The 24518-nt window shown below is 71.6% G+C and carries 21 protein-coding genes; 9 read left to right on the forward strand and 12 right to left on the reverse strand.

What is annotated here, in order from left to right:
* The first annotated feature begins 8 nt into the window (after positions 1 to 8).
* From lysA to ACZ3HQ_RS05520, 3 genes are all read left to right on the forward strand, one after another.
* Positions 9 to 1337: a diaminopimelate decarboxylase gene (gene lysA, locus ACZ3HQ_RS05510; protein ID WP_467508249.1), complete on the forward strand. Its 1329-nt coding sequence runs from the start codon at positions 9 to 11 to the stop codon at positions 1335 to 1337.
* A 101-nt stretch (positions 1338 to 1438) separates the two neighbouring features.
* The gene (locus ACZ3HQ_RS05515; protein WP_467508251.1) at positions 1439 to 2065 is read left to right on the forward strand and encodes a HEAT repeat domain-containing protein; all 627 of its coding nucleotides are present in this window, start codon (positions 1439 to 1441) and stop codon (positions 2063 to 2065) included.
* 11 nt (positions 2066 to 2076) lie between these two features.
* Positions 2077 to 3099: a HEAT repeat domain-containing protein gene (locus ACZ3HQ_RS05520; RefSeq protein ID WP_467508253.1), complete on the forward strand. Its 1023-nt coding sequence runs from the start codon at positions 2077 to 2079 to the stop codon at positions 3097 to 3099.
* Between the two features lie 45 nt (positions 3100 to 3144).
* On the opposite strand, the gene ACZ3HQ_RS05525 is transcribed toward ACZ3HQ_RS05520, so the two are convergent.
* Positions 3145 to 4068, reverse strand: a complete 924-nt coding sequence (locus ACZ3HQ_RS05525; RefSeq protein ID WP_467508254.1) for a CDP-diacylglycerol diphosphatase — start codon at positions 4066 to 4068, stop codon at positions 3145 to 3147.
* 204 nt (positions 4069 to 4272) lie between these two features.
* Between ACZ3HQ_RS05525 and ACZ3HQ_RS05530 the strand changes: the two genes are divergently transcribed.
* Positions 4273 to 4764: a DUF1877 family protein gene (locus ACZ3HQ_RS05530; protein WP_467509049.1), complete on the forward strand. Its 492-nt coding sequence runs from the start codon at positions 4273 to 4275 to the stop codon at positions 4762 to 4764.
* 122 nt (positions 4765 to 4886) lie between these two features.
* On the opposite strand, the gene ACZ3HQ_RS05535 is transcribed toward ACZ3HQ_RS05530, so the two are convergent.
* Positions 4887 to 6347, reverse strand: coding sequence for an AMP-binding protein (locus tag ACZ3HQ_RS05535; protein WP_467508256.1), 1461 nt, complete (start codon positions 6345 to 6347; stop codon positions 4887 to 4889).
* 35 nt (positions 6348 to 6382) lie between these two features.
* Positions 6383 to 7768, reverse strand: coding sequence for an MFS transporter (locus ACZ3HQ_RS05540; RefSeq protein ID WP_467508258.1), 1386 nt, complete (start codon positions 7766 to 7768; stop codon positions 6383 to 6385).
* Between the two features lie 191 nt (positions 7769 to 7959).
* Between ACZ3HQ_RS05540 and ACZ3HQ_RS05545 the strand changes: the two genes are divergently transcribed.
* A complete protein-coding gene (locus ACZ3HQ_RS05545; protein WP_467508260.1) occupies positions 7960 to 9768 on the forward strand; it encodes a helix-turn-helix domain-containing protein in 1809 nt (602 codons plus the stop codon).
* Between the two features lies 1 nt (position 9769).
* On the opposite strand, the gene ACZ3HQ_RS05550 is transcribed toward ACZ3HQ_RS05545, so the two are convergent.
* Complete coding sequence (locus tag ACZ3HQ_RS05550; RefSeq protein WP_467508262.1) at positions 9770 to 10585, reverse strand: hypothetical protein; 816 nt, start codon at positions 10583 to 10585, stop codon at positions 9770 to 9772.
* A 198-nt stretch (positions 10586 to 10783) separates the two neighbouring features.
* On the opposite strand from ACZ3HQ_RS05550, the gene ACZ3HQ_RS05555 reads away from it, so the two are divergent.
* The gene (locus ACZ3HQ_RS05555; protein WP_467508264.1) at positions 10784 to 12031 is read left to right on the forward strand and encodes an MFS transporter; all 1248 of its coding nucleotides are present in this window, start codon (positions 10784 to 10786) and stop codon (positions 12029 to 12031) included.
* 103 nt (positions 12032 to 12134) lie between these two features.
* On the opposite strand, the gene ACZ3HQ_RS05560 is transcribed toward ACZ3HQ_RS05555, so the two are convergent.
* The 8 genes from ACZ3HQ_RS05560 to ltnD all read right to left on the reverse strand — a co-directional run bounded on the left by ACZ3HQ_RS05560 (position 12135) and on the right by ltnD (position 20390).
* Complete coding sequence (locus ACZ3HQ_RS05560) at positions 12135 to 13457, reverse strand: aldehyde dehydrogenase family protein (RefSeq protein WP_467508265.1); 1323 nt, start codon at positions 13455 to 13457, stop codon at positions 12135 to 12137.
* 113 nt (positions 13458 to 13570) lie between these two features.
* Positions 13571 to 14329: a FadR/GntR family transcriptional regulator gene (locus ACZ3HQ_RS05565; protein WP_467508267.1), complete on the reverse strand. Its 759-nt coding sequence runs from the start codon at positions 14327 to 14329 to the stop codon at positions 13571 to 13573.
* A gap of 10 nt (positions 14330 to 14339) precedes the next feature.
* Positions 14340 to 15386 carry a D-erythronate dehydrogenase gene (gene denD, locus ACZ3HQ_RS05570; protein WP_467508269.1) on the reverse strand — a complete coding sequence of 349 codons (1047 nt, stop codon included), beginning with the start codon at positions 15384 to 15386 and terminating at the stop codon, positions 14340 to 14342.
* The gene (gene otnI, locus ACZ3HQ_RS05575; protein ID WP_467508271.1) at positions 15383 to 16165 is read right to left on the reverse strand and encodes a 2-oxo-tetronate isomerase; all 783 of its coding nucleotides are present in this window, start codon (positions 16163 to 16165) and stop codon (positions 15383 to 15385) included. The genes denD and otnI overlap by 4 nt, the downstream gene beginning before the upstream one ends.
* Positions 16166 to 16196: 31 nt before the next feature.
* Complete coding sequence (locus ACZ3HQ_RS05580) at positions 16197 to 17501, reverse strand: MFS transporter (protein ID WP_467508273.1); 1305 nt, start codon at positions 17499 to 17501, stop codon at positions 16197 to 16199.
* A 45-nt stretch (positions 17502 to 17546) separates the two neighbouring features.
* Complete coding sequence (locus ACZ3HQ_RS05585) at positions 17547 to 18209, reverse strand: class II aldolase/adducin family protein (protein ID WP_467508275.1); 663 nt, start codon at positions 18207 to 18209, stop codon at positions 17547 to 17549.
* Entirely contained in the window at positions 18206 to 19483 is a 1278-nt protein-coding gene (gene otnK / locus ACZ3HQ_RS05590) for a 3-oxo-tetronate kinase (RefSeq protein WP_467508277.1), read from the reverse strand. Before otnK ends, ACZ3HQ_RS05585 begins: the two co-directional genes overlap by 4 nt.
* Position 19484: 1 nt before the next feature.
* Positions 19485 to 20390 carry an L-threonate dehydrogenase gene (ltnD, locus tag ACZ3HQ_RS05595; RefSeq protein ID WP_467508279.1) on the reverse strand — a complete coding sequence of 302 codons (906 nt, stop codon included), beginning with the start codon at positions 20388 to 20390 and terminating at the stop codon, positions 19485 to 19487.
* Between the two features lie 225 nt (positions 20391 to 20615).
* Here ltnD and ACZ3HQ_RS05600 point away from each other — a divergent pair, with 225 nt between their 5' ends.
* From ACZ3HQ_RS05600 to ACZ3HQ_RS05610, 3 genes are read left to right on the forward strand one after another with little or no spacing between them, the layout of a single operon-like run.
* On the forward strand, positions 20616 to 21824 hold the full coding sequence (locus ACZ3HQ_RS05600) for a phospholipase D-like domain-containing protein (protein ID WP_467508280.1): 1209 nt from the start codon (positions 20616 to 20618) through the stop codon (positions 21822 to 21824).
* 50 nt (positions 21825 to 21874) lie between these two features.
* Complete coding sequence (locus ACZ3HQ_RS05605; protein ID WP_467508282.1) at positions 21875 to 22261, forward strand: STAS domain-containing protein; 387 nt, start codon at positions 21875 to 21877, stop codon at positions 22259 to 22261.
* Positions 22258 to 24456, forward strand: coding sequence for a SpoIIE family protein phosphatase (locus tag ACZ3HQ_RS05610; RefSeq protein ID WP_467508284.1), 2199 nt, complete (start codon positions 22258 to 22260; stop codon positions 24454 to 24456). Before ACZ3HQ_RS05605 ends, ACZ3HQ_RS05610 begins: the two co-directional genes overlap by 4 nt.
* Positions 24457 to 24518: the final 62 nt, after the last annotated feature.

Below are 24518 nucleotides of genomic sequence, written 5' to 3' on the forward strand. Positions count from 1 at the left end.
CAGACACCATGACCACCGTTCACGAACCCGCCACCCTCCGTGCCGACTTGTCGGTGTGGCCCTCATCCACCACCGACACCCCGCGTACCGGCCTCTCCGTGGGTGGCGTACCGCTCGCCGAGATCGCCGACCGCTTCGGTACGCCCGTCTACGTCATGGACGAGGCCGAGGTACGCGACCGCTGCCGCACCTACCGCGACGCCTTCCCTGACGCCGAAGTCCTGTACGCCGCCAAGGCGTTCCTGTGCCGCGCGATGGCCCACTGGATGGACGAGGAAGGTCTCGGGCTGGACGTGTGCTCCGCCGGAGAGCTGGAACTCGCCTTCATCACCGGCTTCCCGCCCGAGCGGATCGTGCTGCACGGCAACGCCAAGTCCCCCCGCGACCTGAAGACGGCCCTGCGCCTGCGGGTCGGCCGGATCGTCATCGACAGCCCCTCGGAGATCGCCCGGCTCGCCGCGGCCGTGGGACCGGACGGGCATCAGAAGGTCATGGTCCGGGTGGTGCCGGGCGTCAGCGCCGGCGGACACCAGAAGATCCGTACCGGCACCGACGACCAGAAGTTCGGCCTGTCGACCACGGACGGTTACGCCGAGCACGCGATCGCCCGCATCATCGACCAGCCGCAACTGGAACTGACGGGCCTGCACTGCCACTTGGGCTCACAGATCACCACCGCCGAGCCCTACCTGGCCGCCGTACGCCGCCTCGTCGCCCTCATGGCCCGCCTGTACGAGCGGCACGGACTGGCCCTGCCCGAACTGGACCTCGGCGGCGGTCACGGCATCGCCTACCGTCCCGGCGAGGAGGCGCTGGACCTCACCGCGCTGGCACGCGAGGTCCGTGCCGAACTCACCCGAGCCTGCGCGAGGGCCCGGCTCCCCGTCCCCCGCCTGATCATCGAGCCGGGGCGGGCGATCGCGGGCCCCGCCGGGATCGCCGTGTACCGCGTCCTGGCGGTGAAGCACACGGGCGACCGGCTCTTCGTGGCCGTCGACGGCGGCATGAGCGACAACCCCCGGCCCGCCCTCTACGGCGTCCGGTACGCACCCCGCCTGATCGGCCGCCACAGCACCGCCGCCCCGGCACGGGTCACCGTGGTGGGCCGGCACTGCGAGGCCGGCGACATCCTCGCCGCCGACGTAGAACTGCCCGCCGACGTACGCCCGGGCGACCTGCTCGCCGTACCCGTTGCCGGCGCATACCACCTCTCCATGGCCTCCGGCTACAACCTCGTCGGCCGCCCTCCGGTCGTCGCCGTGCGCGACGGCCTGGCCCGCCTCCTGGTCCGTCGCGAGTCGATGGAGGACATCCGCAGCCGGGACGTGGGCCTGTAGCACGGCGGATTTGACCCTGACACGGTGGCAACGTTTCCACTGGGGTGCTGGAGGTGGTTCCGATCGACATGACCGCTCAGCACACTCGTTTGGTCAAGGCTATGGGTGCCGAGGACACATCGGTTCGGCTCAAGGCGGCCCTCGCGGCCGGCTCGAACCCCGACCCGCTCTTCCTGGAAGCCCTCGTCGAGCGCTGCGCCATCGAGCCCGACTTCTTCGTACGGGACATGTTGTCCTGGGCGCTGACCCGCCTCGCGCCGGAGATCACGCTGCCCCGGCTCCGGCAGGAGTTGGACTCCGAGTGCGGTCAGGCCCGTAGTCAGGCGTTGCACACGCTCTCCAAGGTCGATGACAGGAGCACGTGGGGCTGGATCACCCGTGATCTCCTGCGCGATCCCGATGAGGAAGTGGCTCGGACCGCTTGGCGCGTGGCCGTCGTGCTCGTGCCCGAGGGGGAGGAGCGGGGGCTCGCCGAGGAGCTGGTTCGGCAGCTCGGGCGGGGTGGTCGGGACGTGCGGTTGAGCCTCAGCCGGGCACTGGTCGACCTTGGCGACGAGAGCCGGCCCGTACTGGAGTCGGCCACCGAGCACCCTGACCCGGACGTGGCGGCGCACGCCCGTGCCACCGAGTCGCTGCGACGGGACCCCGACCGAGGTTTCGACGCGGCCATCGAGGAGGCGAAGCGTACGGTCGTACTCGGCCCGGAGCGCGGGGCCGCAAAAGCCTAGGAGGCCGTACGTTGCTCATCGGTGAGGTGGCCCGTCGGTCCGGGGTGAGTGCGCGGATGCTGCGGCACTACGACGCCCTGGGGCTCGTGCGGCCGACCGGGCGGACCGTCGGCGGGTATCGCGAGTACTCGGCCGACGACGTACGCAGGATCTTCCACGTCGAGAGCCTGCGCTCCCTCGGCCTGTCGCTCAAGCAGATCGGGCGTGCGCTGGAGGACCCGGCCTTCACACCGTCCGCCCTGGTCGGCGACCTCATCCGGTGGACGGAGGACCGCCTGGCGCGCGAGCGGGAGCTGCTTGAACGACTCCGGGTCATCGACGCCTCGGCGCCCACCGGCTGGCAGGACGTCCTCCGCGTCGTCGCACTCATGCGGGAACTCGACTCGACCAGCCCCGCCCGCAGACAGCAGGCCGTCCTCACCCGGCCGGAGGGCACGCCGGTCCCGGCTGAGCTGCTGGCCGGGGCGGTACTGACCGAGTCCGATCCTCATGTCGCCGGCGCCCTGCGCTGGGCTCTCGCCCGGACAGGGGACGACGGTGTGGCGGCGCTGGCCGCCGCCGCACGCTCCGAGGACATCGACATCCGGCGGCGCGCGGTGCTGGCGATCACCGAGATGACCGAGGTGCCAGGTGCCATCGCGGTGCTCACGGACCGGCTGGCGGACCCGGACGCCCTCGTACGCAGACAAGCCGCGCTGGCGCTGGGCGGACAGGGGGTGGCGGCGGCGGTGCCGACGCTCGTGCGCATGGTGGTGGAGGGCACCAGCGACGTGGACGCGGCCGAAGCCCTGGGAGCCCTCTCCCGGGACCCCGACTCCGCGACCCGGATCACCACCCTCCTGGCCGACGAACTGGCCGCCCCCACCGCCGACTCCGCGACCCGTGTCCGTCTGATCCAGGCCCTGGTCGAACTGGAGGGAACCACTCCGCTGGAGATCCTGCGCCGACTCGCCCACGACGAGGACCGCACAGTCGCCCTCGTCGCGTCGGCACTGGCGGGAGTCCTGGAGGAGCGGGCCGGAGACGGCTTGTAGCGCGCCACCCTGGGCGGCCCCATGTGGCCGCCCAGCACATGTGCGTCAGCTATACACGAGCAGGTAGTCGCATGTGCTCGTGCCGTCGTGGAGCGATGTGTCGCTGTTGAGGATGTAGAAGGCGCCGGCGAACCCGGTGGCGGTCATCTTCGGGACCACGATCATCGTCTGGTCGGCCATGTTCAGCGAGTTGGGCCGGACGACGTTGGTGTAGAGCAGGCTGAAGAGGTTGTCCCGCAGGTTGGGCAGCCGGAGGATGCGGTACACGCGGTCGCCCGCCGAGCCGGTGACGGGGGCCTGGTTGGCCGGGTTGGCCCACTGCGAGGCGGACGTGGCCATACGGCCCTGCGACTCGAGTTCCTGGAGGCGCCGCTGGGTGCTCGCGCGGACGCCGGCCATATGGATGTGGAGCTGGTTGTAGCGCCGGGCGCCCTGTGAGTTGATGCCCAGGCCGATGTTCGCGTACTGCACGGGGACGTCTCCGCCGGCGCGGGCGTTCTCCCACGCCTCGTGCCAGTAGTTCGCCGGGCCGCTGGTCACGAGGAACGGGCATTCGATACCCGTGACGCGGCACGTCGGCAGCAGGAGATAGTTGTGCGTCGTCTCCGGCTTTCCGTGCAGCACGATGTAATTCGGGGTCATCTTCAGGCAGTCCGGCCGGGTCTGCGGCGGCGGGGGGACGATTCCGCTGGTGCAGTACTGGACGTCGTGCCACAGCGGGTCGTTGTCCGTGGGTCGGCCGCAGACGCCCTGGAGGCTGACGGGCGGGCATGGGTCGGCGCCGCCCGGCGGCGGGGGTGTGGTGGGGCACGGATCGGGGGCCGGACCGGCTCCGCCGCCGTTCGCCGCCACGGCCGTACCGCCGCTCAACGCGGCCGCGCCGGTCAGGAGCGCGCCGGCACCGAGGACGCCGGAGAGGGCGACGAATTGCCGCCGGGGAAGTTCCTTCGCATTCTGCTGCTCATTCATGGGCGATCTCCGATGGAGGGGCTTCGACGGGGTTTTCGCAGAGTAAATGCCGGAAATTCATTTACGGTGATCGAACCCATCGGCTGAATGAGTGAGCATCACGGAAGGCGGTACGCCTCCGGGTGGCGCGACCTCACCGAGTGGGTTCTCTCCGTTTGGCCCGGCAGGCGGGCCGCCGAACTGGGAGGACTCGTCGCCGTGAGCATGCACATGCACATGCGCGCCGTCGCGGAGGCCGAGATCCGGGACGACCACACCTGGCTCGCGGCGTTCATGCGGAAGGCTTGGGAGAACCACCCCGACGAGTACGCGGCAGGCATCGCCGAGTCGATCGACAAGGTCTGGGGCTCCGTCAATGACCTGTATTCCGCTGCCGATGTCCTCGATGCGGATGCCGACGACTCTCGGGAGCTGCCGATCTACGGCGGGCGGCCAGTGGCACACAGCGCCGATGCCGACCCCTCCGATCCGCCCCTGGGGATTCTGGAGCCGCCCGGGGTGTCACAGGCCGCGGGCTTCCTCGCACGTGTCTCGTTCGACGAGCTGTGGAACGTCGCCGGTGCCAAGTTCGTCTGGGCCGGCTCGGACGAAGCGCAGGTCAGGCAGGAGTTCTTCGACCATCACAAGGGCCTCCAAGGGTTCTACGGTCGGGCGGCTGCGGCGGGCCACGCCGTGGTCAGGGCGGTGTGGGCCTGAGGCATGTCGCGGGGGCGCCGGTCCTGGTCCGCCGCCTTATGCCATGTATCAACTGCCGCCGAGTTCCACACGGGTGGCCACCCACCCATCAGCCGCGTGAACAACGCTGCGGGTCAGTACACCTAGTTCAGACGCTCCGCCCGCAACGCCGAGCGCCTCAGCTTGCCCGCCGCGTTGCGCAGCGGTTCCGTCACCAGCTCGATCGAGCGGGGCCGCTTGTGGGGCGACAGGCGGGTGGCCAGGAAGTCGGTGATCTCCTGCGGGGTGGTCGTACGCCCCTCCTCGATCTGGACGATGGCGTGGACGCGGTTGCCCCGGTCCGGGTCCGGCAGGCCGATGACCGCGCTGGACAGGACGTGCGGATGCTCGGTGAGGGCGCCCTCGATCTCGGCGGGGTACACGTTCACCCCGCCGACCAGGAGCATGTCGGAGCGGCGGTCGTGCAGGTAGAGATAGCCGTCCGCGTCGAACTCGCCCATGTCGCCGAGGGTCGACCAGCCGTCGGTCTCCTGGACCTCGGCCCCCAGGTACCGGAAGGCGGGCGGCTTGCCAGCCGCGACCCGCATGAAGATCTCACCGGGAACTCCGGGCTCCGTGACCGGTGTGCCGTCGAGACCCACGATCTTGATCTCGCCCCAGGTGGGACGGCCCACCGAGCCCCGGTGCGCCAGCCACTCGGTACCGGAGATCGTGCAGCCGGCCTGGGCCTCGGTACCCGCGTACAGCTCCCAGACGCGGTCCGCGCCCAGCCAGTCGATCCACGCCTGCTTGGTGGCGGGCGGGCAGGGTTCCGCGCAGTGCCAGACCGACACGAGGGAGGAGAGGTCGTAGCGGTCGCGGACCCGTTCCGGGAGAGCCAGGATGCGGCGCATCATGGTCGGCACCAGGTACACCCAGGTGATCGCGTGCCGTTCGACCTCGGCCAGCACCCGTTCGGCGTCGAACCGCTCCAGGAGGGTGACCGTGCCGCCGTTGAACAACGTCGTCATGGCCGTCGAGAAGGGGGCGTTGTGGTGGACGGGAGCGGTGATGAGGGACTGCTCGCCGGGGCGCAGTCCCCACGCCTCCATGTCGAACGGGTTGAACGCCCCTTCCGCCCCCGACAGGATGATCTTCGGCCGGCCGGTCGAGCCGCCCGAGGTGGGCGCCTTCCACGAGGGACCGACCTCGGTCGTCAACTCGCCCGCGCCGACGCCCAGTCGACGCAGCTCGGCCACCGTCGTGGCCCGGTCGAGCGTGCCCTCCTGAAGGCCGACGACGACCGGCGGCTCGGACAGCGCCAGGATCGCCCGCTCCTCGGCCGGTGCCAGCCTGGTCGACAACGGCTGGGGCACCGCGCCGAGTCTGAGACAGGCGAAGGCCGCCACCACGACGTCCACGCCGTTCGGCAGCATGAGGGGGACGATGTGACCGCGCTCGACGCCGGACCGCTTCAGACCGCGCGCGACGGCATCGCTCGCCCGGTACAGCTCCTCCCAGGTCAGTTCCGCGCCGCCGGAGCGGACGGCGACGGCGTCGGGGCGTTCGGCCGCGTGGGCCGCGGGGATGTCACCGAGCGGGAACCCCGGTTCGGGGGTGAACATGGCTGTGGCTCCTCGTCGTTGGGGATTCCGGCCGGTCAGGAGTAGAGGTGCGCCCCGGGCAGCGCCTCGGGGTCGCGGCGCACCTCGGCCGGGTTCGTCTCGGGCAGGAACCAGGCGCAAACAAAGGTGATCAGGCCCATCAGGGCGATGTACGCGGCGACCAGCGTGGTCGTCCCGGTCTTCGCGACGACGGCGGTCATCAGGACCGGCGTACCGCCGCTGACCACGATGGCGGAGAGCTGGTAGGCCAAAGAGGCGCTGGAGTAGCGGACGTTGGGCGCGAACAGCTCACCCAGGAAGGCCGCCATCGGTCCGTAGGTGAGCCCCTGGAAGAGGAAGCCGACGGTGATCGCGACGAAGACCAGAGGCGCCGAGGCCGTGTCAACCAGCGCGAAGTACGGGAACGCCCAGGCTGCCACGCCGAGTCCGCCGACCAGGACCAGGTTGCGGCGGCCGAAGCGGTCGGAGAGGTGGCCGGCGCAGGGGAGTATCCCGGCCATCAGGGCCGAGCTGAGCAGGGTGACGGTGAGCAGGGAGTCCCGGTCCATGTGCAGGGTCGTCGTGCCGTAACTGAGCAGGCCGGTGATGCTCACGTAGAACAGGCTGTTGGTGGCGGAGAGGGTGCCGCAACCGAGCAGGACGGTACGCCAGTTGCGGCGTACGGCCTCGGTGAGCGGGGCGCGGACCACGCTCGCCTCCGGCCGCCGGGCCGCCGCTTCCTGGAGTTCGCGGAAGTCGGGGGTGTCCTCGACCTTGTTCTGGATGTGCAGAACGACCGGGAACATGACGGCGCTGAGCAGGAACGGGACGCGCCAGCCCCAGTCCAGGAACGCGTCGCTCGACATGACATAGCCGGTCGTGGTGAAGACGAGGTTCACGATGATGACCGCGACCGGGACGCTCGTCTGGCCGAACGTGCCCGCGAAACCACGGCGTTTGGGGTGCGCCGACTCCGTGAGCAGCAGCGCGATGCCGCCCCACTGGCCGCCCGCCGCCGCCCCCTGGACGAAGCGGAGCAGCACCAGCAGCACCGGTGCGAGCACGCCCACGCTCGCCGCGCTCGGCAGACAGCCGATGAGGAACGTCGCGGTGGCCATGCCGATCAGACACGCCACCACCGTGGGCTTACGGCCGTGCTTGTCACCGAAGTGCCCGGCGAGCAGCCCGCCCAGCGGCCGGGCCACGAACCCGGCCCAGAAGGTGCTGAAGGACAGCAGCGTGCCCATGAAGGCGGACGAGTGCGGAAAGAAGACGTGCGGGAAGACCAGCGCCGCCGCCGTGCCGTAGAGGAAGAAGTCGTACCACTCGATCGAGCTGCCGGTCAGCCCGGCCGCCAGCAGCTTCCAGTTGGTACGGCGTACGGGCGCGGTGGTGTGGTCGGAGTTGTCGCCCTGGACGTGTGCCTGCGCGGATGAGGCCATGGGAGGCATCCCTCCGGTTCTGGTCAGGGGTGTGTGCGGGGACGCCCGCCGGCCGGTCGGGACATGTGTCACAGCTCTGTGTGGGGCGAGAGTAGGGCTGAGCAAGCGCTTTGGGAGATGGGTATTCGCTACACTCCTCGCACCTCAGGGGTGGGTGAATCCACCACCTCCCTGCTCCTTGGAGGCGAGCGATGGCACACAGCGACTCCGAGCCTGTGAGTGAGGACGGCCGGGGCGAACTCGCCGCCTACCGATTGCGCCGCGAACGCGAGCTGAGCAGCCTGTACGCCACGGCCCGCTCGCTGACCGTGCTGGGCGAGGTCGACGAGGTGCTCCCGTCGATCGTCCGGGAGGCGCACGAGCTGATGGGCAGCGACTTCGTCTACCTCTCGCTCCGCGACGCGGACGGCGCCCTCGCTCTCAGAGCGTCGGCCGGCACCATCTCGTCGGAGTTCTCCTCCGCGCGCATGCCCGCCGGGGCCGGGCTCGGCGGCTGGGTGATCGAGACCAGGGCGCCCGTCTGGGTCAGCGACTACCGGAACGCCGACGGCTTCCACCGCGACCCCGTCTTCGACCGGCTGGTCCTTGACGAGGGGCTCGTCGCACTGCTCGGAGTGCCCCTCCTGGTGGGCGACCGCGTGATCGGCGTCCTCTTCGCCGCCGACCGCACCGAGCGTCCCTTCGAGAAGGACGAGGTCGCCCTGCTCAGCGCCTTCGCGGACCATGCCGCGATAGCGCTCAACAACGCCCGGCTGTACGACGAGAGCCGGGTGGCGCTCCAGCGGCTCCAGGACGCGTACCGCGTCATCGAGGACCAGGTCGCCACGATGGAACGGGCCGCCGCCGTGCACGAGGCACTGACCCAAGTGGTGCTGACCGGGGGCGGGCCGGGCGACATCGCGCAGTCGTTGGTCGACCACCTGGAGGGCGTGGTCACCATCCGGAACCGGGACGACGAGGTGGTGGCCACCCGTTCCTCGGGGGCGGAGACCGTGGGTGACGACCCGCGCCTGGAAGGGGAGTTGCTGGAGCAGGCCCGCCGGACCGGCCGGTGCGTCCACGGCGCGGGTGCCGACGGAACGGTCCTCAGCGTGGCCGCCATCCAGGCTGGGGGCAGCCACCTCGGCTCCCTCTCCCTGCGGCGGCGGGCGGTCACCGAGTCGGCGGACGTCCGGATGCTGGAGCGTTCGGCCCAGATCACGGGCCTGCTCGCACTCCTGCGGGACGCCCGAGTGGAGGCCGAGGAGCGGGTACGGGGCGAACTGCTCATGGAGCTGCTGTCCCATCCGCCGCTCCGGGAAGTCCATCCGGCACTGCGCGACCGAGCGCTCGCGCGGGGAGTCGACGTCGACCGGCTCGACGTCCTGGTCACCGTCGACTGCCCCGGCCGCTCCACCGCCGACGTCATCCGTGAACTTCACGTCCTCTCGACCGAGTTGTCCGGCCTGGCGGGCGAACACCTGGGCCGGGCGACGATGCTGCTGCGCGCCGACGACCCCGAGGCCGCGGTACGCACGCTGCACCAACGGCTGCGCCGCAGGCTCGGCACGCCGGTACTCGTGGTCGCCGACCGGATCACCGGGCACGACCGCGCCCACTCCTGCACGCTGGCCGTACGCTGCCTGGACGTCATGCGCAGCCTCGGTGAGACGGACCGGGGCGCCACCACACGGCGTTACGCGATGTACGGGCTCGTCTTCGACCCCCGGCGCGCACAGGAGTTGGAGGGGTTCGTCACCGACTCCCTCGGCCCCCTCCTCGACTACGACCGGCGCCGCTCGACCGACCTGGTGAGCACCGTCGCCGCCTACTTCGCCCACGCCGGAAACCTCAGCCGGGCCGCCCACGCCCTCCATGTGCACACCAACACCCTCCTGAAGCGCCTGGACCGCATCACGGCCCTCCTCGGCGACGACTGGCGCTCGGCGGACTCCGCGCTGCGCCTCCATCTGGCGGTGCGGCTGCACCAGTTGAGGGCGGTGCTGGACGGGCCGGGGTAGGTCAGGGCGTCGCCGGCCCGGCGCGGTCGCGCAGGGCCAGCAGGGTCCAGCCGTGGCCGGAGGGGTCGAGCGGCCTGGTCGCGGCGGTGAAGAGTTCCGCCGCCCGGCGGTAGGAGAGACGGCCACGGCCGGTCACCGGGCAGCGGTCCGCCGGGGGCGTGGCGGCGGGAGCCCTGCGCGCGGTGACGAACACCGGGCCCGCGGTGCGGCCGGCGAGGAGGAGGGGGAGGAGTCGGGCCGTGCCCTCGCCCCAGCTCAGGTGGACGGTCGGGTGGGCCCTGGTGCGGCGGGCAGGGAGGTCCAAGTGGTCGATGTCCAGGGCGAGTACGTGTTCCACGGGGGCGCGGGACTCGTGGAGGAGGTACCAGAGGGCCAGCTCCCTGAGGGGCGCTCGCAGGGCCAGCGCGGCTCGGGCGCGGCCGGGGGACTGGGGCTGGGCAGGGGCGGGTGGCTGGACCAGGTCGAGGGCCGGGTCCGTGGCGATCCAGCCCTGGGCCAGCCACCAGGCCGTGGCTGCGCGGAGGCAGGCCAACTCGCGGATGAGTGTGCTCGGTTGTGCGGTGGTGGAGCGGTCGGTCAATCCTCGGCGCAGGCGTTTCGGGGTCTGCGGGTCGTCCAGCAGGGCGAGCGGGACGGCCGGGGGGTGGGCGCCTCTGCGGTCGCGGCCGGTGGGGGTGCGCCGGTCGACCAGGGGCCACGCCCAGCCGAGCAGGGAGATGCGGTAGATGCGGCGGGACGCGGTGCCGAGACCCGCCGCGGCGAGATAGCGGTCGACGGCGGCGCCGTATTCGACTGGCGCCGCGTGATCCTTGCTCATGTTGCCCACCCGCAGTAAACGAGTTTTACGGAGGTCGTCTTTCGTCTCGGTAACTGACCTTACCACCAGGCATGTTGCAGTAAAAGACGCTCCATTTACTGCGCCATTTCGCGTCGACGGAGCTTTTTCATAAAGGGACGGTGTTTATTCGCGGAAACCCTTGCGGGGAATTGTTCGGCGGAGGCAGGGTGCGGATTCATGACACTCGGTGCTCACCGGCTACGCGTACTGCGGCATGCCCGGTTCCGGCGCTTCCTGCTCGGGCAGATCACGTCGCTGCTCGGCTCGGGGATGAACACGATCGCCACGACGTTCGCCGTGCTGCGGCTCCCCGGTGGCGGGGTCGATGCCGTCGGCGGGGTGATGGCGGCCCGGATTCTCGCGGTCCTGCTCGTGCTGCTGCTCGGAGGTGTGTTCACCGACCGGCTAGGGGCCCGCACGGTCATGCTCGCGGCGGATGCGCTCCGGTTCGGCTCACAGGCCGTGCTGGCGCTGCTGTTGCTCACCGGCAGCGCGCGGATCTGGGAGGTCGTCGTGCTGGCGGTGCTCCTCGGGGTGGGCGAGGGAGGGTTCATGCCGGGGCTGTCGGCGCTGGTTCCCGCCCTTGTCCCGGAAGGGGAACTCGCTGATGCCAACGCCCTGTTGGGGATGGCCCGGCCGCTGGGCTCGATCGTGGGGCCGGGGCTGGCGGGGCTGCTTGTCGCCGCCTTCGACGCCGGGACCGTGGTGGCGGTCGACGCGGTGAGTTACGGCGTGAGTGTTGTGGCGCTGGTTGGGTTGCCCGTGGCGCGGGTCCGGGCGCCCGCCCAGGGGTTGTTCAGCGAACTCGGTCGGGGCTGGCGGGAGTTCACCTCACGCACCTGGCTGTGGGTCACCACTCTCCACATCGGGCTCTTCAACTTCCTGCTCTGGGCGCCGTTCCTGGTGCTCGGACCGTCCATCGCCGAGCAGCGGCTCGGCGGCGCGCGGGCGTGGGGGTCGGTGCTGGCGCTGGAGGGCCTCGGGGCGATCGTCGGCGGGGTGCTGCTGCTCGGCCGGCATCCCAGGCGGGGGCTGACCTGGTCCGTCGTCGCGTCCCTCGGGTGGGCTCTTCCGGCGGCGGCTCTGGCCATGGGATTGCCGCTGACGTGGGTGGGGGGTGCCGCCTTCTTCGCCGGGATCGGTGCGGCCGTGTGCACGACCCTCGCGGCGACCGTCATCCAGCGCGACATCCCGGCGGAAGTGCGGGGACGCATCGGCGCGTTCGACAGTCTGGGCGCCTTCGCCCTGGGACCGCTCGGGCTGGCGCTCGCCGGGCCGGTGTCGGGGGTCGTGGGCGCGGAGCGGCTGCTGGGGTTCGGGGTGCTGTGGCAGGTGACGGCGGTAGGAGTGGTGCTGACGGTGCCGTCGGTGCGGAGGCACGAGACAACTTCCGCTGAAAAGCCGCAGGTTGACGCGGTCCGCTGAACCGCCACCGGCGGACGGCTCACAGGCCGTCCGTCGGCGGCGCGCCTGCTCGCGGGCCGGCGGTCGTAGGTCTTGGTGACGTCGGGGGCCTGGTTCCGGCCGGCTAGGCCAGCGGCTTGCTCAGTACCGCCTTGCGGTGGCTGAAGGTGTCGAGGGAGTAGCGGCCGTGGTAGCTGCCCATGCCGCTCTCGCCGACGCCGCCGAAGGGGAGGTCGGAGACGGTGAGGTGGGCGAGGGGGAGGCCGTGACCGAGGCCGCCGGAGGAGGTCTCGGCGGCGATGCGCTCGCGGGTGGTGTCGGAGTCGGTGAAGACGTACAGCGCGAGCGGCTTGTCGCGGTCGTTGATGAAGTCCACCGCCGCGTCCAGGTCCGGCACGGTGACGATCGGGAGGATGGGCCCGAAGATCTCCTCCCGCATCACCGGCGCGTCGGGCGTGACATCGGCAAGTACGGTCGGAGCGATGTACTTGTCCGCACGGTCACTGCCCCCGCCGACCGCCACCCGGCCGGAGTCGAGCAGGCCGGAAAGCCGGTCGAAATGGCGCTCGTTGATGATGCGGCCGTACTCCGGCGAGGCCGCCGGGTCGGTGCCGAAGATGCCCTCGACCGCGCGGACGAGCGCCGCCTCCAGGGCGGGGGCGGTCTCCGGGTCGGTCAGGACGTAGTCGGGGGCGACGCAGGTCTGCCCGGCGTTGAGGAACTTGCCGCGCGCCAGCCGGTCGGCGACCACGTCGAGATCGGTGTCCCGGTCGACGAACGCCGGTGACTTGCCGCCGAGTTCCAGGGTGACCGGGGTGAGGTGCTCGGCCGCCGCGCGCATGACGATGCGGCCCACCGTGCCGTTGCCGGTGTAGAAGATGTGGTCGAAGCGCTGGGCCAGCAGGGCCGTCGTCTCCGGGATGCCGCCCTCGACCACGGCGACCGCGTCGGTGTCCAGGTAGGCCGGGATCAGCTCGGCCAGCGCGGCCGAGGTCGCCGGGGCCAGTTCGCTCGGCTTCGCCACGACCGCGTTGCCCGACGCGAGCGCGCCGACCATGGGGGCGAGGAGAAGCTGGGCCGGGTAGTTCCACGGGGCGATGACGAGCACGACGCCCAGCGGGTCGTACTGCGTCCAGGCCGTGGCGTCGGCGCCGAGGTGCGCGGGGACCGGGGCCGGCTCGGGGCGCAGCCACTCGTCCAGGTGCTCCAGGGTGTGGTCGATCTCCCGGATCGTGAAGTCGATCTCCGTACGGTGGGCCTCGGTGGCGCTCTTGCCCAGGTCGGCGTGGAGGGCCGCGGCGAGGTCGTCCCCGTGCTCGGTCAGCATCGCCCGCAGCCGGCGCAACTGCTCCTTGCGCCACTCGACGGACTTGGTCCGCCCGGTACGGAACGTGCCGCGCAGCCGGGCCACGGTGTCGGCGGCCTGCTCGGTGGGGGAGTGGTTCACGGGTGCCTCGCATCCTCGACGATCAGATGTAAACGCCAACCTTTCAGAGGGTGGAACACATTCCGCGGATTGCCCGGAATGACATAGATCACGGCGCGCACGCCGGAGTGGCGTCAGGCGCCCGGTCCCGCCTCCAGCCCCACGTCCAGGCCGTCCGTCTCCGTCCAGAAGCGTTCGTCCGCGTCCTGGAGGCGGGCGGCGGCGTGGCGGAGGTGGAGGCGGGCGGCTTGCCGGGCGGCTTCGGGGTCGTGGGACTCGATGGCGGAGAGGATGGCGTGGTGTTCCTCGCGGACGGCTTCGAGGAAGTCGGTGCGGCGGGCCTCGTTGGCGCGGGTGACGCGGATTCCGCCGCGGGCGACCTCGCCGAGGTAGCGGACCGTCTGGACGAGGACCGGGTTGCCGGTGGACTCCGCGATGGTGCGGTGGAAGGCCAGGTCCTCGTCCACGCCGTCACCGTCGGCGGCGACCGCCGTGTCCAGCGCGGCCAGCGCCAGCCGCATCCGCGCGAGGTCGTCCGGTGTGGCACGGGTCGCGGCCAGGGCGGCCGCCTCGCCCTCCAGGGCCGCGCGGACCTCGACGATCTGGAGCACCTTGGACTTGGTGCTCGGGGACTCCGCCTCCAGGTCGAGCGGCCGGGCTCGCCGGGGGAGGACGAAGACGCCGAGACCCTGGCGCGGCTCGACCAGGCCCGCGTTGCGCAGCCGGGAAACCGCCTCGCGGACGACCGTACGGCTCACGCCGAGCTGTTTGACCAGCGCGACCTCGGTCGGCAGTCTGTCGCCCTCGGCGAGCCGCCCGGACTCGATCTCCTCCGCGAGTATCGCGGCGACCCGGTCCGCGAGCCGTATCGGACCGCTCACCTTGGAAAACATGCTTTTCAGTCTATCGACCGGCGCTCTGCGGCCCCGCCCCCAGCGCGGTGACGGCGGTCACCGCGTCGGGGTGGTCGGCCAGGTACTCGCGGACCACCGACTCGAAGTCCGGGTCGGCGGCCAGCCCGAGCGTGGCGGCGCGCGCGTTGTCGAAGCCGGCCGGCCAGGACCCCACGATGGCCTCCACGGCGGGGTCGGGCGCCACCGTCACCAGGTCGGCGACCGCGTCCCCGGCCACCCGGCGCAGCGTCCGGAGCATCTCCTCGACCGAGACCGTCAGCGCGGGCAGGTTGACCGGGAGCCGTCCGTCGAGCTGACCGGGGCCCTCGCCGCGCTCCAGCTCCGCGATGCGGAGGATGCCCGCGACCGTCCGCCGCGGCGACGCCAGGGCCACCCGCAGGCCGGGGTCGACCGGGCAGACGGCCGGCAGCCCGGCCAGCGGCTCCCGGATGACACCGGACAGGAAGCCCGAGGCAGCGGCATTGGGCCTGCCCGGCCGCACCGACACCGTCATCAGCCGGGCGACCCGCCCGTCCACGAACCCCTTCCGCGTGTACTCGGCGACGAGCTGCTCGCAGACGAACTTCTGCACCCCGTAGCTGGACCGAGGGGTCGGCAGCGTGGCCTCGCTGACCAGCTCCGGAAGCGGCAGCGCCGGGTCAGGGCCGTACACCGCGACACTGCTGGAGAACAGCAGCCGTACGAGCGGTCCCCCGGCGGCGGCCTGGGCGCGGGCGGCTTCCAGCAGGGCGCGGGTGGTGTCCACATTGGCCGCCATGCCGAGGTCGAAGTCGGCCTCGCACGCGGCCGACACGGCGGACGCCAGATGGATCACCGCGTCCACCGGCTCGGCGAACAACTCGCCCAGCCGCTCGGTGAGATCACCCCGGACGACCTCCACCAGCGGGTCGGCGGCGAGCGGCGACGCGTCCGGTGCGAACAGGTCGGCCAGCACCAGCCGTTCCACCGGCGCACCAGCGAACGTCCGTGTCTCCAGCAGCCGTTCGGCCACCTGGCGGCCCAGGAAGCCGAAGCCACCGGTGATGACGATCCTCATGCGTGTGCTCCTCGGTAGTCGCGCAGCCAGCCGAGCCCCTCGCTCGTCCCGGCCCGGGGGCGGTACTCGCAGCCGACCCACCCCTCGAAGGCCAACTCGTCGATCACGTCGAAGAGATGGCCGATGTTCAGTTCGCCCGCCCCGGGCTCCTGCCGGTCGGGCACGCCCGCGATCTGGAGATGCCCGACCCGGCCGGTCGGCAGGTCCCGGCGCAGGACCGTGGTGAGGTCACCCTCGGTGATCTGGCAGTGGTAGAGGTCCAGTTGGACCTTGACGTTGTCGGCGCGCAACTCCCGTACGACAGCGTGCGCGTCGGCCTGCCGGTTCAGGAAGTACCCCGGCATGTCACGGTGGTTGATCGGCTCGATCAGGAGGTCCACCCCGGCGGACCCGGCTCGCTCGGCGGCCCAGGCCAGATTGTCCAGATAGGTGTCGCGGGCCGCGCCGGACGGCAGGAGCCCGGCCATCACGTGCACGCGCGGGCAGTCCAGCGCGGCCGCGTACTCCAGCGCCCGCTCGATCCCGGCCCGCGTCTCCGCCTCCCGGCCGGGCAGCGCGGCCGTACCGCGCTCACCCGAATCCCAGTCGCCGGGCGGGGCGTTGAACAGCACCTGCCGCAGCCCGTGGTCGTCCAGCAGGCGGCGCAGTCCGGCGGGGTCGTACGCGTAAGGGAAGAGGTACTCGACGGCCTCGAAGCCGTCGGCGGCGGCCGCGGCGAAGCGGGCCGGGAAGGGATGCTCGGTGTACATCATGGACAGGTTCGCTGCGAACCTCGGCATGGTCACTCCCATGACGCCGGTGAGGCGCCGGTCAGCGGTTGACGACGTCCTTCTTGGTGGTGAGTACGGCGGCGGCGCCCACCACGAGGCTGAACGCCAGCACGTACATCGGTATGGACGCCGAGCCGGTGCTGTCCTTCAGCGCGCCGATCATGTACGGGCTGACGAAACCGGCCAGGTTGCCGACCGAGTTGATGAGCGCGAGCCCGGCCGCGGCCGCCGTACCGCCCAGGAAGGCGGTGGGCAGCGACCAGAACAGCGGGGCGCAGGTCAGCACGCCGGCCGCCGCGAAGGACAGCGCGAGCAGGGACAGCGCGGTCGAGCCCGACCAGGAGGCGGCCAGGGTGAAGCCGACGGCGCCCATGAGGCTCGGGACCACCAGATGCCAGCGGCGCTCCCGGCGCCGGTCCGCCGAGCGGCCGAACAGGTTCATCGCGACCAGCGCGGCCAGGAACGGCACCGAACTGAGCACCCCGATGGCCAGGTTGCCCTTGATGCCGGTCGACTCCACGAAGGTCGGCATCCAGAACGTCAGCGCGTACTGGCCCATCACGAAGCAGAAGTAGATCAGGCTCATCAGCCACACCTTGGGATCGCGGAAGCCGTCCCACACCTTGCCGTGGACCGTCCGGTGCGCGGCGTCCTCGGTGAGCGCCCGCTCCACGACGTCCTTCTCCTCGTCGCTGAGCCACTTCGCGTCCCGTACCCCGTTGTCCAGGTAGAACAGCGTGGCCACCCCGACCGCGAGGGCCGGCAGCGCCTCCAGCGCGAACATCCACTGCCATCCCTGCCAGCCGCCCGTGCCGTGGAAGGCGTCCAGAATCCAGCCGGAGAGCGGGTTGCCGAAGATGCCCGCCACCGGGATCGCCGACATGAACATCGCGATGACGCGGGCCCGGCGGTGGGAGGGGAACCAGTAGGTGCAGTACAGGATGACGCCGGGGTAGAACCCGGCCTCGGCCGCGCCCAGCAGGAAGCGGAGCACGTAGAACGTCGTCTCATTGGTGACGAACACGAAGGCCGCCGAGACCACGCCCCAACTGATCATGATCCGGGCGATCCAGGTGCGGGCGCCGACCCGTTGGAGCAGCAGGTTCGACGGCACTTCGAAGAGGAAGTACCCGATGAAGAACAGCCCGGCGCCCAGGCCGTACGACGCCTCGCTGAACCCCAGGTCGGCGGACATCTGGAGCTTGGCGAAGCCCACGTTGACGCGGTCGAGGTAGGAGACGACGTAAGCGAGGACGAGGAAGGGGACGATGCGCCGGACGACCTTGCGGAAGACGGCGTTCTCGCGGTTGAGGTCGACTTCGGTGGCGACCTTGGGGAGGGACATGGCGAATCCTTTGAGCGGCTCAGGGGGATTCTCGGGACGGGGGTTTCACCAGCGGGCGCCGAACACCGAGCGCAGCTCGACGAGTTCGGGTTCCGCGAGCGGTGCGGGCCTGCGCTCGGTGAGCAGCCACAGGCGTGCCGTCTCCTCGAGTTCTTCGAGGACGGTCAGGGCGGAGGCCGCATCGGGCCCCCAGACGACCGGGCCCAGCCGGTCGAGCAGCACCGCGCGGATCGGCGTACCGCGCTTGGCGCGTTCGGCGATACGGGCGGTCACCAGCTCGGCCACGCGCGGGTCGCCGGGCCGGTGATAGGGGACGAGCGGGACGTGCCCGACCTTCATCACGTAGTACGGCGTGATCGGCGGGAGCACGTCGTCCGCGCGCCACACCCCGGCCAGGGTCAGCCCGACCAGGTGGGTGGAGTGGGTGTGGACGATGAAGCGGGCGGTGGGGTCGGCGGCGTAGATACGGCGGTGCAGGGTGAGGGTCTTGCTGGCGCGGTCGCCCGCGAGTTGCTCGCCCTCGGCGTCGACCAGCGCCAGCCGGCCGGGCTCCAGGAAGCCCAGGGCCGCGTCGGTCGGGGTGATCAGGTAGGAGTCACCGATCCGGGCGCTGATGTTGCCCGCGCTGGCGTGGACATAGCCGCGCGCGAACAGGCTCGTGCCCACCCGGACGATCTCGCGCCGGGCCTCCTCCACCGGGCCGGTCATGCCGGGTCCAACAGGTCGAACGCGGCGGTGAAGAAGTCGGGGCCGCCGAAGTTGCCGGATTTCAGGGTGAGATGGAGTGTCTCCCCGTCGGGCAGCGCCGCCGCGCACCAGGGCACGCCGGGGTCGATCTGCGGGCCGATGCGGAGCCCGGTGATGCCGAGGGCCTGCACGACCGCGCCCGAGGTCTCACCTCCGGCGACGACGAGCTGCCGCACCCCGCGCGCCACGAGTCCTCGCGCCACCTCGGCCAGAGTCCGTTCCACCAGCTCACCGGCCTCGGCGGCACCGAGCCTGCTCTGCACCCCGCGAACCGTCTCGGGGGCCTCGGTGGAGTAGATCAGCACGGGCCCGCCGGCCAGATGGGCCTCGGCGAAGGCCAGCGCCGACCCCGCCACGTCCTCACCGGCCGCGATACGCAGGGGGTCCACGGCGAACGCGGGGCGCCCGGTGTCCAGGAAGGCGCGGACCTGGCCGTTCGTGGCCGTGGAGACCGAGCCGGAGACGACGGCCCGGTGTCCGGAGGCGGGCGGCAACTGGGCCGCCGCCGAGGAGGGTTCAAGTCCCCAGTTCGCCGGAAGACCGATGGCCAGCCCCGAACCGGCCGTCACCAGCGGCAGGTCCCGTACCGCCGCGCCCAGTCGCACCAGGTCGTCGTTGGAGACGGCGTCCACGACGGCGAACGCGACGCCCTGTGAACGGAGTTGCGCGATCCGGGACCGCACCGCCTCCGCGCCGCCCGCGAGGACCGTGTGGTCGATGAGCCCGACAGGACGGGTGGTCTGTGCGCCGAGCACACTGACCAGGTTGGAGTCGGTCATCGGCGTCAGCGGATGGTCCCGCATGCCGCTCTCGCTCAACAGCACGTCTCCCACGAAGAGATGACCCTTGAAGACAGTGCGCCCGTTGTCCGGGAAGGCAGGGGTGGCCACCGTGAAGTCCGTGCCGAGCGCGTCCATCAGGGCCTCGGTGACCGGCCCGATGTTCCCGGCCGGGGTGGAGTCGAAGGTCGAGCAGTACTTGAAGTAGACCTGCTCGGCCCCCGCCCCCCGCAGCCACGCCAGCGCACGCAGGGAGGCGTCCACGGCCTCCGCGACGGGCGCGGTACGGGACTTGAGCGCGATCACCACCGCGTCCGTGTCCGGAGCGAGGTCGTACCCGCCGTCCTCGGGGACGCCGATGAGCTGGACCACCCGCATGCCCGCGCGCACCAGGTTGTTCGCCAGGTCCGTGGCGCCGGTGAAGTCGTCGGCGATGGCGCCGAGCCGGATTCCCATGTCAGCCCTCCTCCGGCTTCGGCAGGTCGATCCCCGGGAAGATCTTGATCACCGCGCTGTCGTCCTCGCCGCCCAGCCCCGAGGCCGCCGCCTGGAGGAACATCTGGTGGGCGGTGGCGGCCAGCGGCAGCGGGAAACGCTCCGGGCGGGCGGAGTCGAGCACGATCCCGAGGTCCTTGACGAAGATGTCCACGGCGGACAGGGGCGTGTAGTCACCGGCCAGCACGTGCGCCATGCGGTTCTCGAACATCCAGGAGTTGCCCGCGCTGTGCGTGATGACCTCGTACAGCGTTCCGGCCGGCACGCCCGCCTTGATGCCCAGTGCCATCGCCTCGGCGGCCGCGGCGATGTGAACGCCCGCGAGCAACTGGTTGACCACCTTGACCTTGGAGCCGAGCCCGGCCTCGTCGCCCAGCCGGTGCACGGTCGCGCTCATCGCCTCCAGCACCGGCCCGGCGAGCGCGTACGCCTCCGGGGCGCCGGAGGTCATCATGGTCAGCTCACCGGCCGCCGCGCGCACGGCACCGCCGGAGACCGGGGCGTCCAGGTAGAGGACGCCCGACTCGGCCAGCCGCGAGCCCAGTTCGGCCGACCAGGCGGGGTCGACCGTGGAGCACATCATGAACACGGCGCCCGGGCGCAGCCGTTCGACGGCACCCTCCGTGCCGAACAACACCTCTTCGGTCTGGGCGGAGTTGACGACCACACCGACCAGGACGTCGACGGTGGCGGCGAGTTCACCGGGGGAGGGGAAGGCGGTGCCGCCTTCGCGGGCGAAGTCGGCGGCCACCTCGGGCCGCAGGTCGTGGACTCCGACGTCGTATCCCGCCGTTCGCAGGCTGCGGGCCATCCCGAGCCCCATGGCCCCGAGTCCCACCACGCCCACGCGGGGCTTCTGGTCCGTCACGCGCAACATCCTTGTCTCGCAGTGGCCGCCCGGACGCCTTCGGTGCCGTCGGCGGACAGGTCATATGATGACCTGACGACAGCCGTTGACGCACTGTGATGCCGGTCACAGGCGGGGTGGTTCACCGGCGCGGGATGATGGGGCGCGTGCCGGGCATGAGGGTCCTCGGGGGTCCACCGGCCGCCCCGATCCGATCCGCGCACTGGCACAACTGGAGAACTCGCTGTGACCCTCGACGGCATACCGGTAGCTCTCGCACCCGGCGGCGCCCTGGACGCCGACGCCCGCAAGCAGCGCCTGCGCCGCCGCCTGGAGCGGCTGATCGGGGTGGCCGCGACCGAGGGGAACGAGCTGATCCCGCTGCGCAACGGCAGCGCCATCTTCCCCGCCATGCTGAAGTCCATAGCCTCGGCCCGGCACACGATCGACATGATGACCTTCGTGTACTGGCGCGGCCAGATCGCCCGCGACTTCGCCGCCGCCCTCGCCGACCGGGCACGGGAGGGCGTGCGGGTACGGCTGCTGCTCGACGGGTTCGGCGCCAAGCAGATCGAGCCGGGGCTGCTGGACCTCATGGACGAGGCCGGGGTGCAGGTCGCCTGGTTCCGCAAGCCGGTCTGGCTCTCCCCCTTCAAGCAGAACCACCGCTGCCACCGCAAGGCCCTGATCGTGGACGAGGACACCGCCTTCACCGGCGGTGTCGGCATCGCGGAGGAGTGGTGCGGCGACGCCCGCAACCCCGGCGAGTGGCGCGACACCCACGTCCAGGTGCGCGGACCGGCGGTCGACGGGATCGCCGCCGCCTTCGCCCAGAACTGGGCCGAGTGCCACGACGAGCTGTTCGACGACCGCGACCGCTTCACCGGGCACGAGCAGATCGGCAGCTCGATCGTCCAGGTCGTGCGCGGCTCGGCCAGCATCGGCTGGCAGGACATGCAGACCCTGATCCGGGTCATGCTCACCTCGGCGGAGGAACGGTTCCGCCTGGCCACGGCCTACTTCGCCCCCGACGACTACTTCATCGACCTGCTGTGCCGCACCGCCCGCCGGGGCGTCGAGGTGGAGATCCTGCTGCCCGGCCCGTACACCGACCAGCGGGCCTGCCAGCTCGCCGGGCAGCACCACTACACCAAGCTGCTGCGCGCGGGCGTCGACATCCGCCAGTACCAGCCGACGATGATGCACGCCAAGATCATCACCGTGGACTCGGTGGCCGCCCTGATCGGCTCCACCAACTTCAACCGCCGCTCCATGGACCACGACGAGGAGGTCATGCTCGCCGTGCTGGACGAGGAGTTCACCGCGTCCCTCGACCGCGACTACGACGCCGACCTCGAACACAGCGTCGCCATCGACCTCGCCAGATGGCGGCGAAGAGCCGCTTTCCAGCGGCTGAAGGAAGCCGCGGTCACGCCCGTGAGACGCTTCCTGTGACGAAAGGCAGGCGGCGGTAGCCGAGTGGAAGGCAACTGAGGGTGTTCTCGGTGGACGTGAGGCAGCACGCGCTGGGCGTGCTGTTCGTGTTGTGCGGCGAACTGGACTTCGACAGCGTGGTGCAACTGTACGAGGCGGCCGACGACGAACTGGACGGATCGCCGGGGACGCTGCCGGTCGTGGTCGACTGCGCCGCACTGACCTTCTGCGACTCCTCCGGGATCAGCGCGCTCCTGCGCCTCTACCAGCGGCTGACCGCCGAGCAGCGGAGCCTGCGCCTCGCGGCCGTACCCGCGTCGGTGTCACGTCTGTTCACCCTGACAGGTTTGGACCAGCTCTTCTCTGTGCACAAGGACGCTGCTGAGGCGCTTGCCGCAGGCTCGGACGGACGTGGCGTCGTCTCGGCGGTCCAACAGAACGAGGAGCGGAGCGCATGACGCGCGTATCAGGGCTGGACCAGCCCGAGGCCGGCCGGCCGGGAGGCGGGCGGGACGACGATCTGCGCGCGCTCTTCGGGCAGTCGTCGGCCGTCTTCGCCTCACTCGCGGGACCGGCCCACATGCTGGAGTCCGCGAATCCGGCGTTCTTCGCCGCGATCGGCGGCGTCGAGCGCGCCCGCACCGGCCTGCCGCTCGCGGAACTGATGCCGGAACTCGTCGAACAGGGCTTCATCGGCCTGCTGGACCGGGTCTACCGCACCGGCCGGTCCGTCACCGGCCGGGACCGGCGGGTGCTGCTCGGCTCCGGCGCCGACGCTCGCGAGACCTTCTTCGACTTCACCTACGAGCCCCGGCTCGACGCCGGCGGCAACGTCACCGGCGTCCGCGTCATCGGCGTCGAGACCACGCAGGTCAGACAGGCCCAGCGGCTCACGGCCGAGCAGGCGGCGCTGCTGGAGCAGATCGCCCGCCAGGCCCCGCTGGCCGACGTGCTGCACGGCATGGCGCGGGTCATCGAGGACCTGGCGCCCGAGGAGGTGCTGGTGTCGGTGCTGCTCGCCGACGCCGACGGCCGCCACCTGCGCCACGGCGCCGCGCCCAGCCTGCCCGACTTCTACAACGAGGCCATCGACGGCATCGCCGCCGGTGAGGGCGTCGGCTCCTGCGGTACGGCCGCCCACCGCCGGCAGAGCGTGATCGTCTCCGACATCGCCACGCACGAGTACTGGGACGACTTCCGCGAGCTGGCCGAGAAGGCCGGGCTCGCCGCCTGCTGGTCCACTCCTGTGCTGGCCCGCGACGGATCGCTGCTCGGCACCTTCGCCATGTACCACCGCACGCCCCGCTCGCCGCAGGACTACGACCTCGCGCTCGCCCGGATCTTCGCGGGCACCGCCGCCCTGGCCATCGAGCGCCACCAGGCCGAGCAGGCCCGGCAGGCCGCCGAGGCCCGCGAGAAGGCCGCCCGCGCCGACCTCGCCTTCCTGTTGGACGCCAGCACCTCGCTCGCCCACGACCTGGACGCCACCCAGACCCTCCAGCGCCTCGCCGACGCGTGCGCCCCCACCCTGGCACCGCTGTGCGCGGTCGACGTCGTGGAGTCCGGCCGCGTACGCCGCGTCGCGACCGCCGCGCCGGAAGCCGAGCGCGCCGCGCTGCTGGCCTCCCACATCCCGGTGTACGACGCCGCCGACGACGCGGTGGCCCGCGTCCTGGCCTCCGGGGTCAGCGAGGTCGCCCGCCGCACGCCCACCGGGCCGGGCCCCTGGCACGACCTGGGCGTCACCGGCTACCTGTGCGTCCCGCTGCTCGACCGGGGCCACACCTTCGGCACGATGACCCTGCTGAGCGTCGGCGACCACACCTTCGACGGCCACACCGTCGCGCTGGCCGAGGAACTCGCCCGCCGGGCCTCCGCCGCCGCCCGCAACGCGCGGCAGTACACCCACCGGGTCACCCTCGCCCGCGACCTCCAGGCCGGTCTGCTGCTGCCCGGCGTCCCCGACGTGCCGGGCGCCGACGTGGGCACGTACTACCACCCCGCCGGCGAGGGACTCGACATCGGCGGCGACTTCTACGACGTCTTCCCGCTGCGGGACGGCCGGTGGGCGTTCATGCTCGGCGACGTGTGCGGGCGAGGCGCCACCGCCGCGACCACCACCGCCCTGGTACGGCACACCGCCCGCGCCGTCGCCCCGCTGCTGCCCGGCCCGCAGGCCGTGGTCGAGGCCGTCAACCGGGCGCTGTGCGACCGCCCCGGCAGCCACGGCACCGGCTTCGTCACGCTCGTCTACGGGCAGTTCACCCCGGCCCCGGACGGTCTGGACATCGAACTGATCCGGGCCGGACACACCGCGCCCCTCGTCATCGACGCCGGCCACACGGTGCGCACGGTGGACGCCTCCGGGCTTCTCCTGGGTGTGACGCCCGACCCGCACGTCAGCCCGCGTCGGCTGCGACTGCGCCCGAACGAGAGCCTGTTGCTCTACACCGACGGCCTCACCGAGGCCCGCGCCCCCGACGGCGAGCAGTTCGGCGAGGTGCGGGTGGCGCAGGCGCTGGCCGGGTCGCCGCGCCCGCCCGCCGCCGGGCGCCTGATCGACTCGCTGACCGACGCCGTACGCGCCTTCACCGGCGGCCACGACATCGACGACGACCAGGCGGTGCTCGTCCTCACGGCCACGGGCGAGTAGTCAGGACACGTGGGCGGCACGACACCGCCGGTGGCGAGGCCGGTGAGCATCGGACGGCCGCG

This window comes from Streptomyces sp. NPDC018263 (assembly GCF_055562575.1).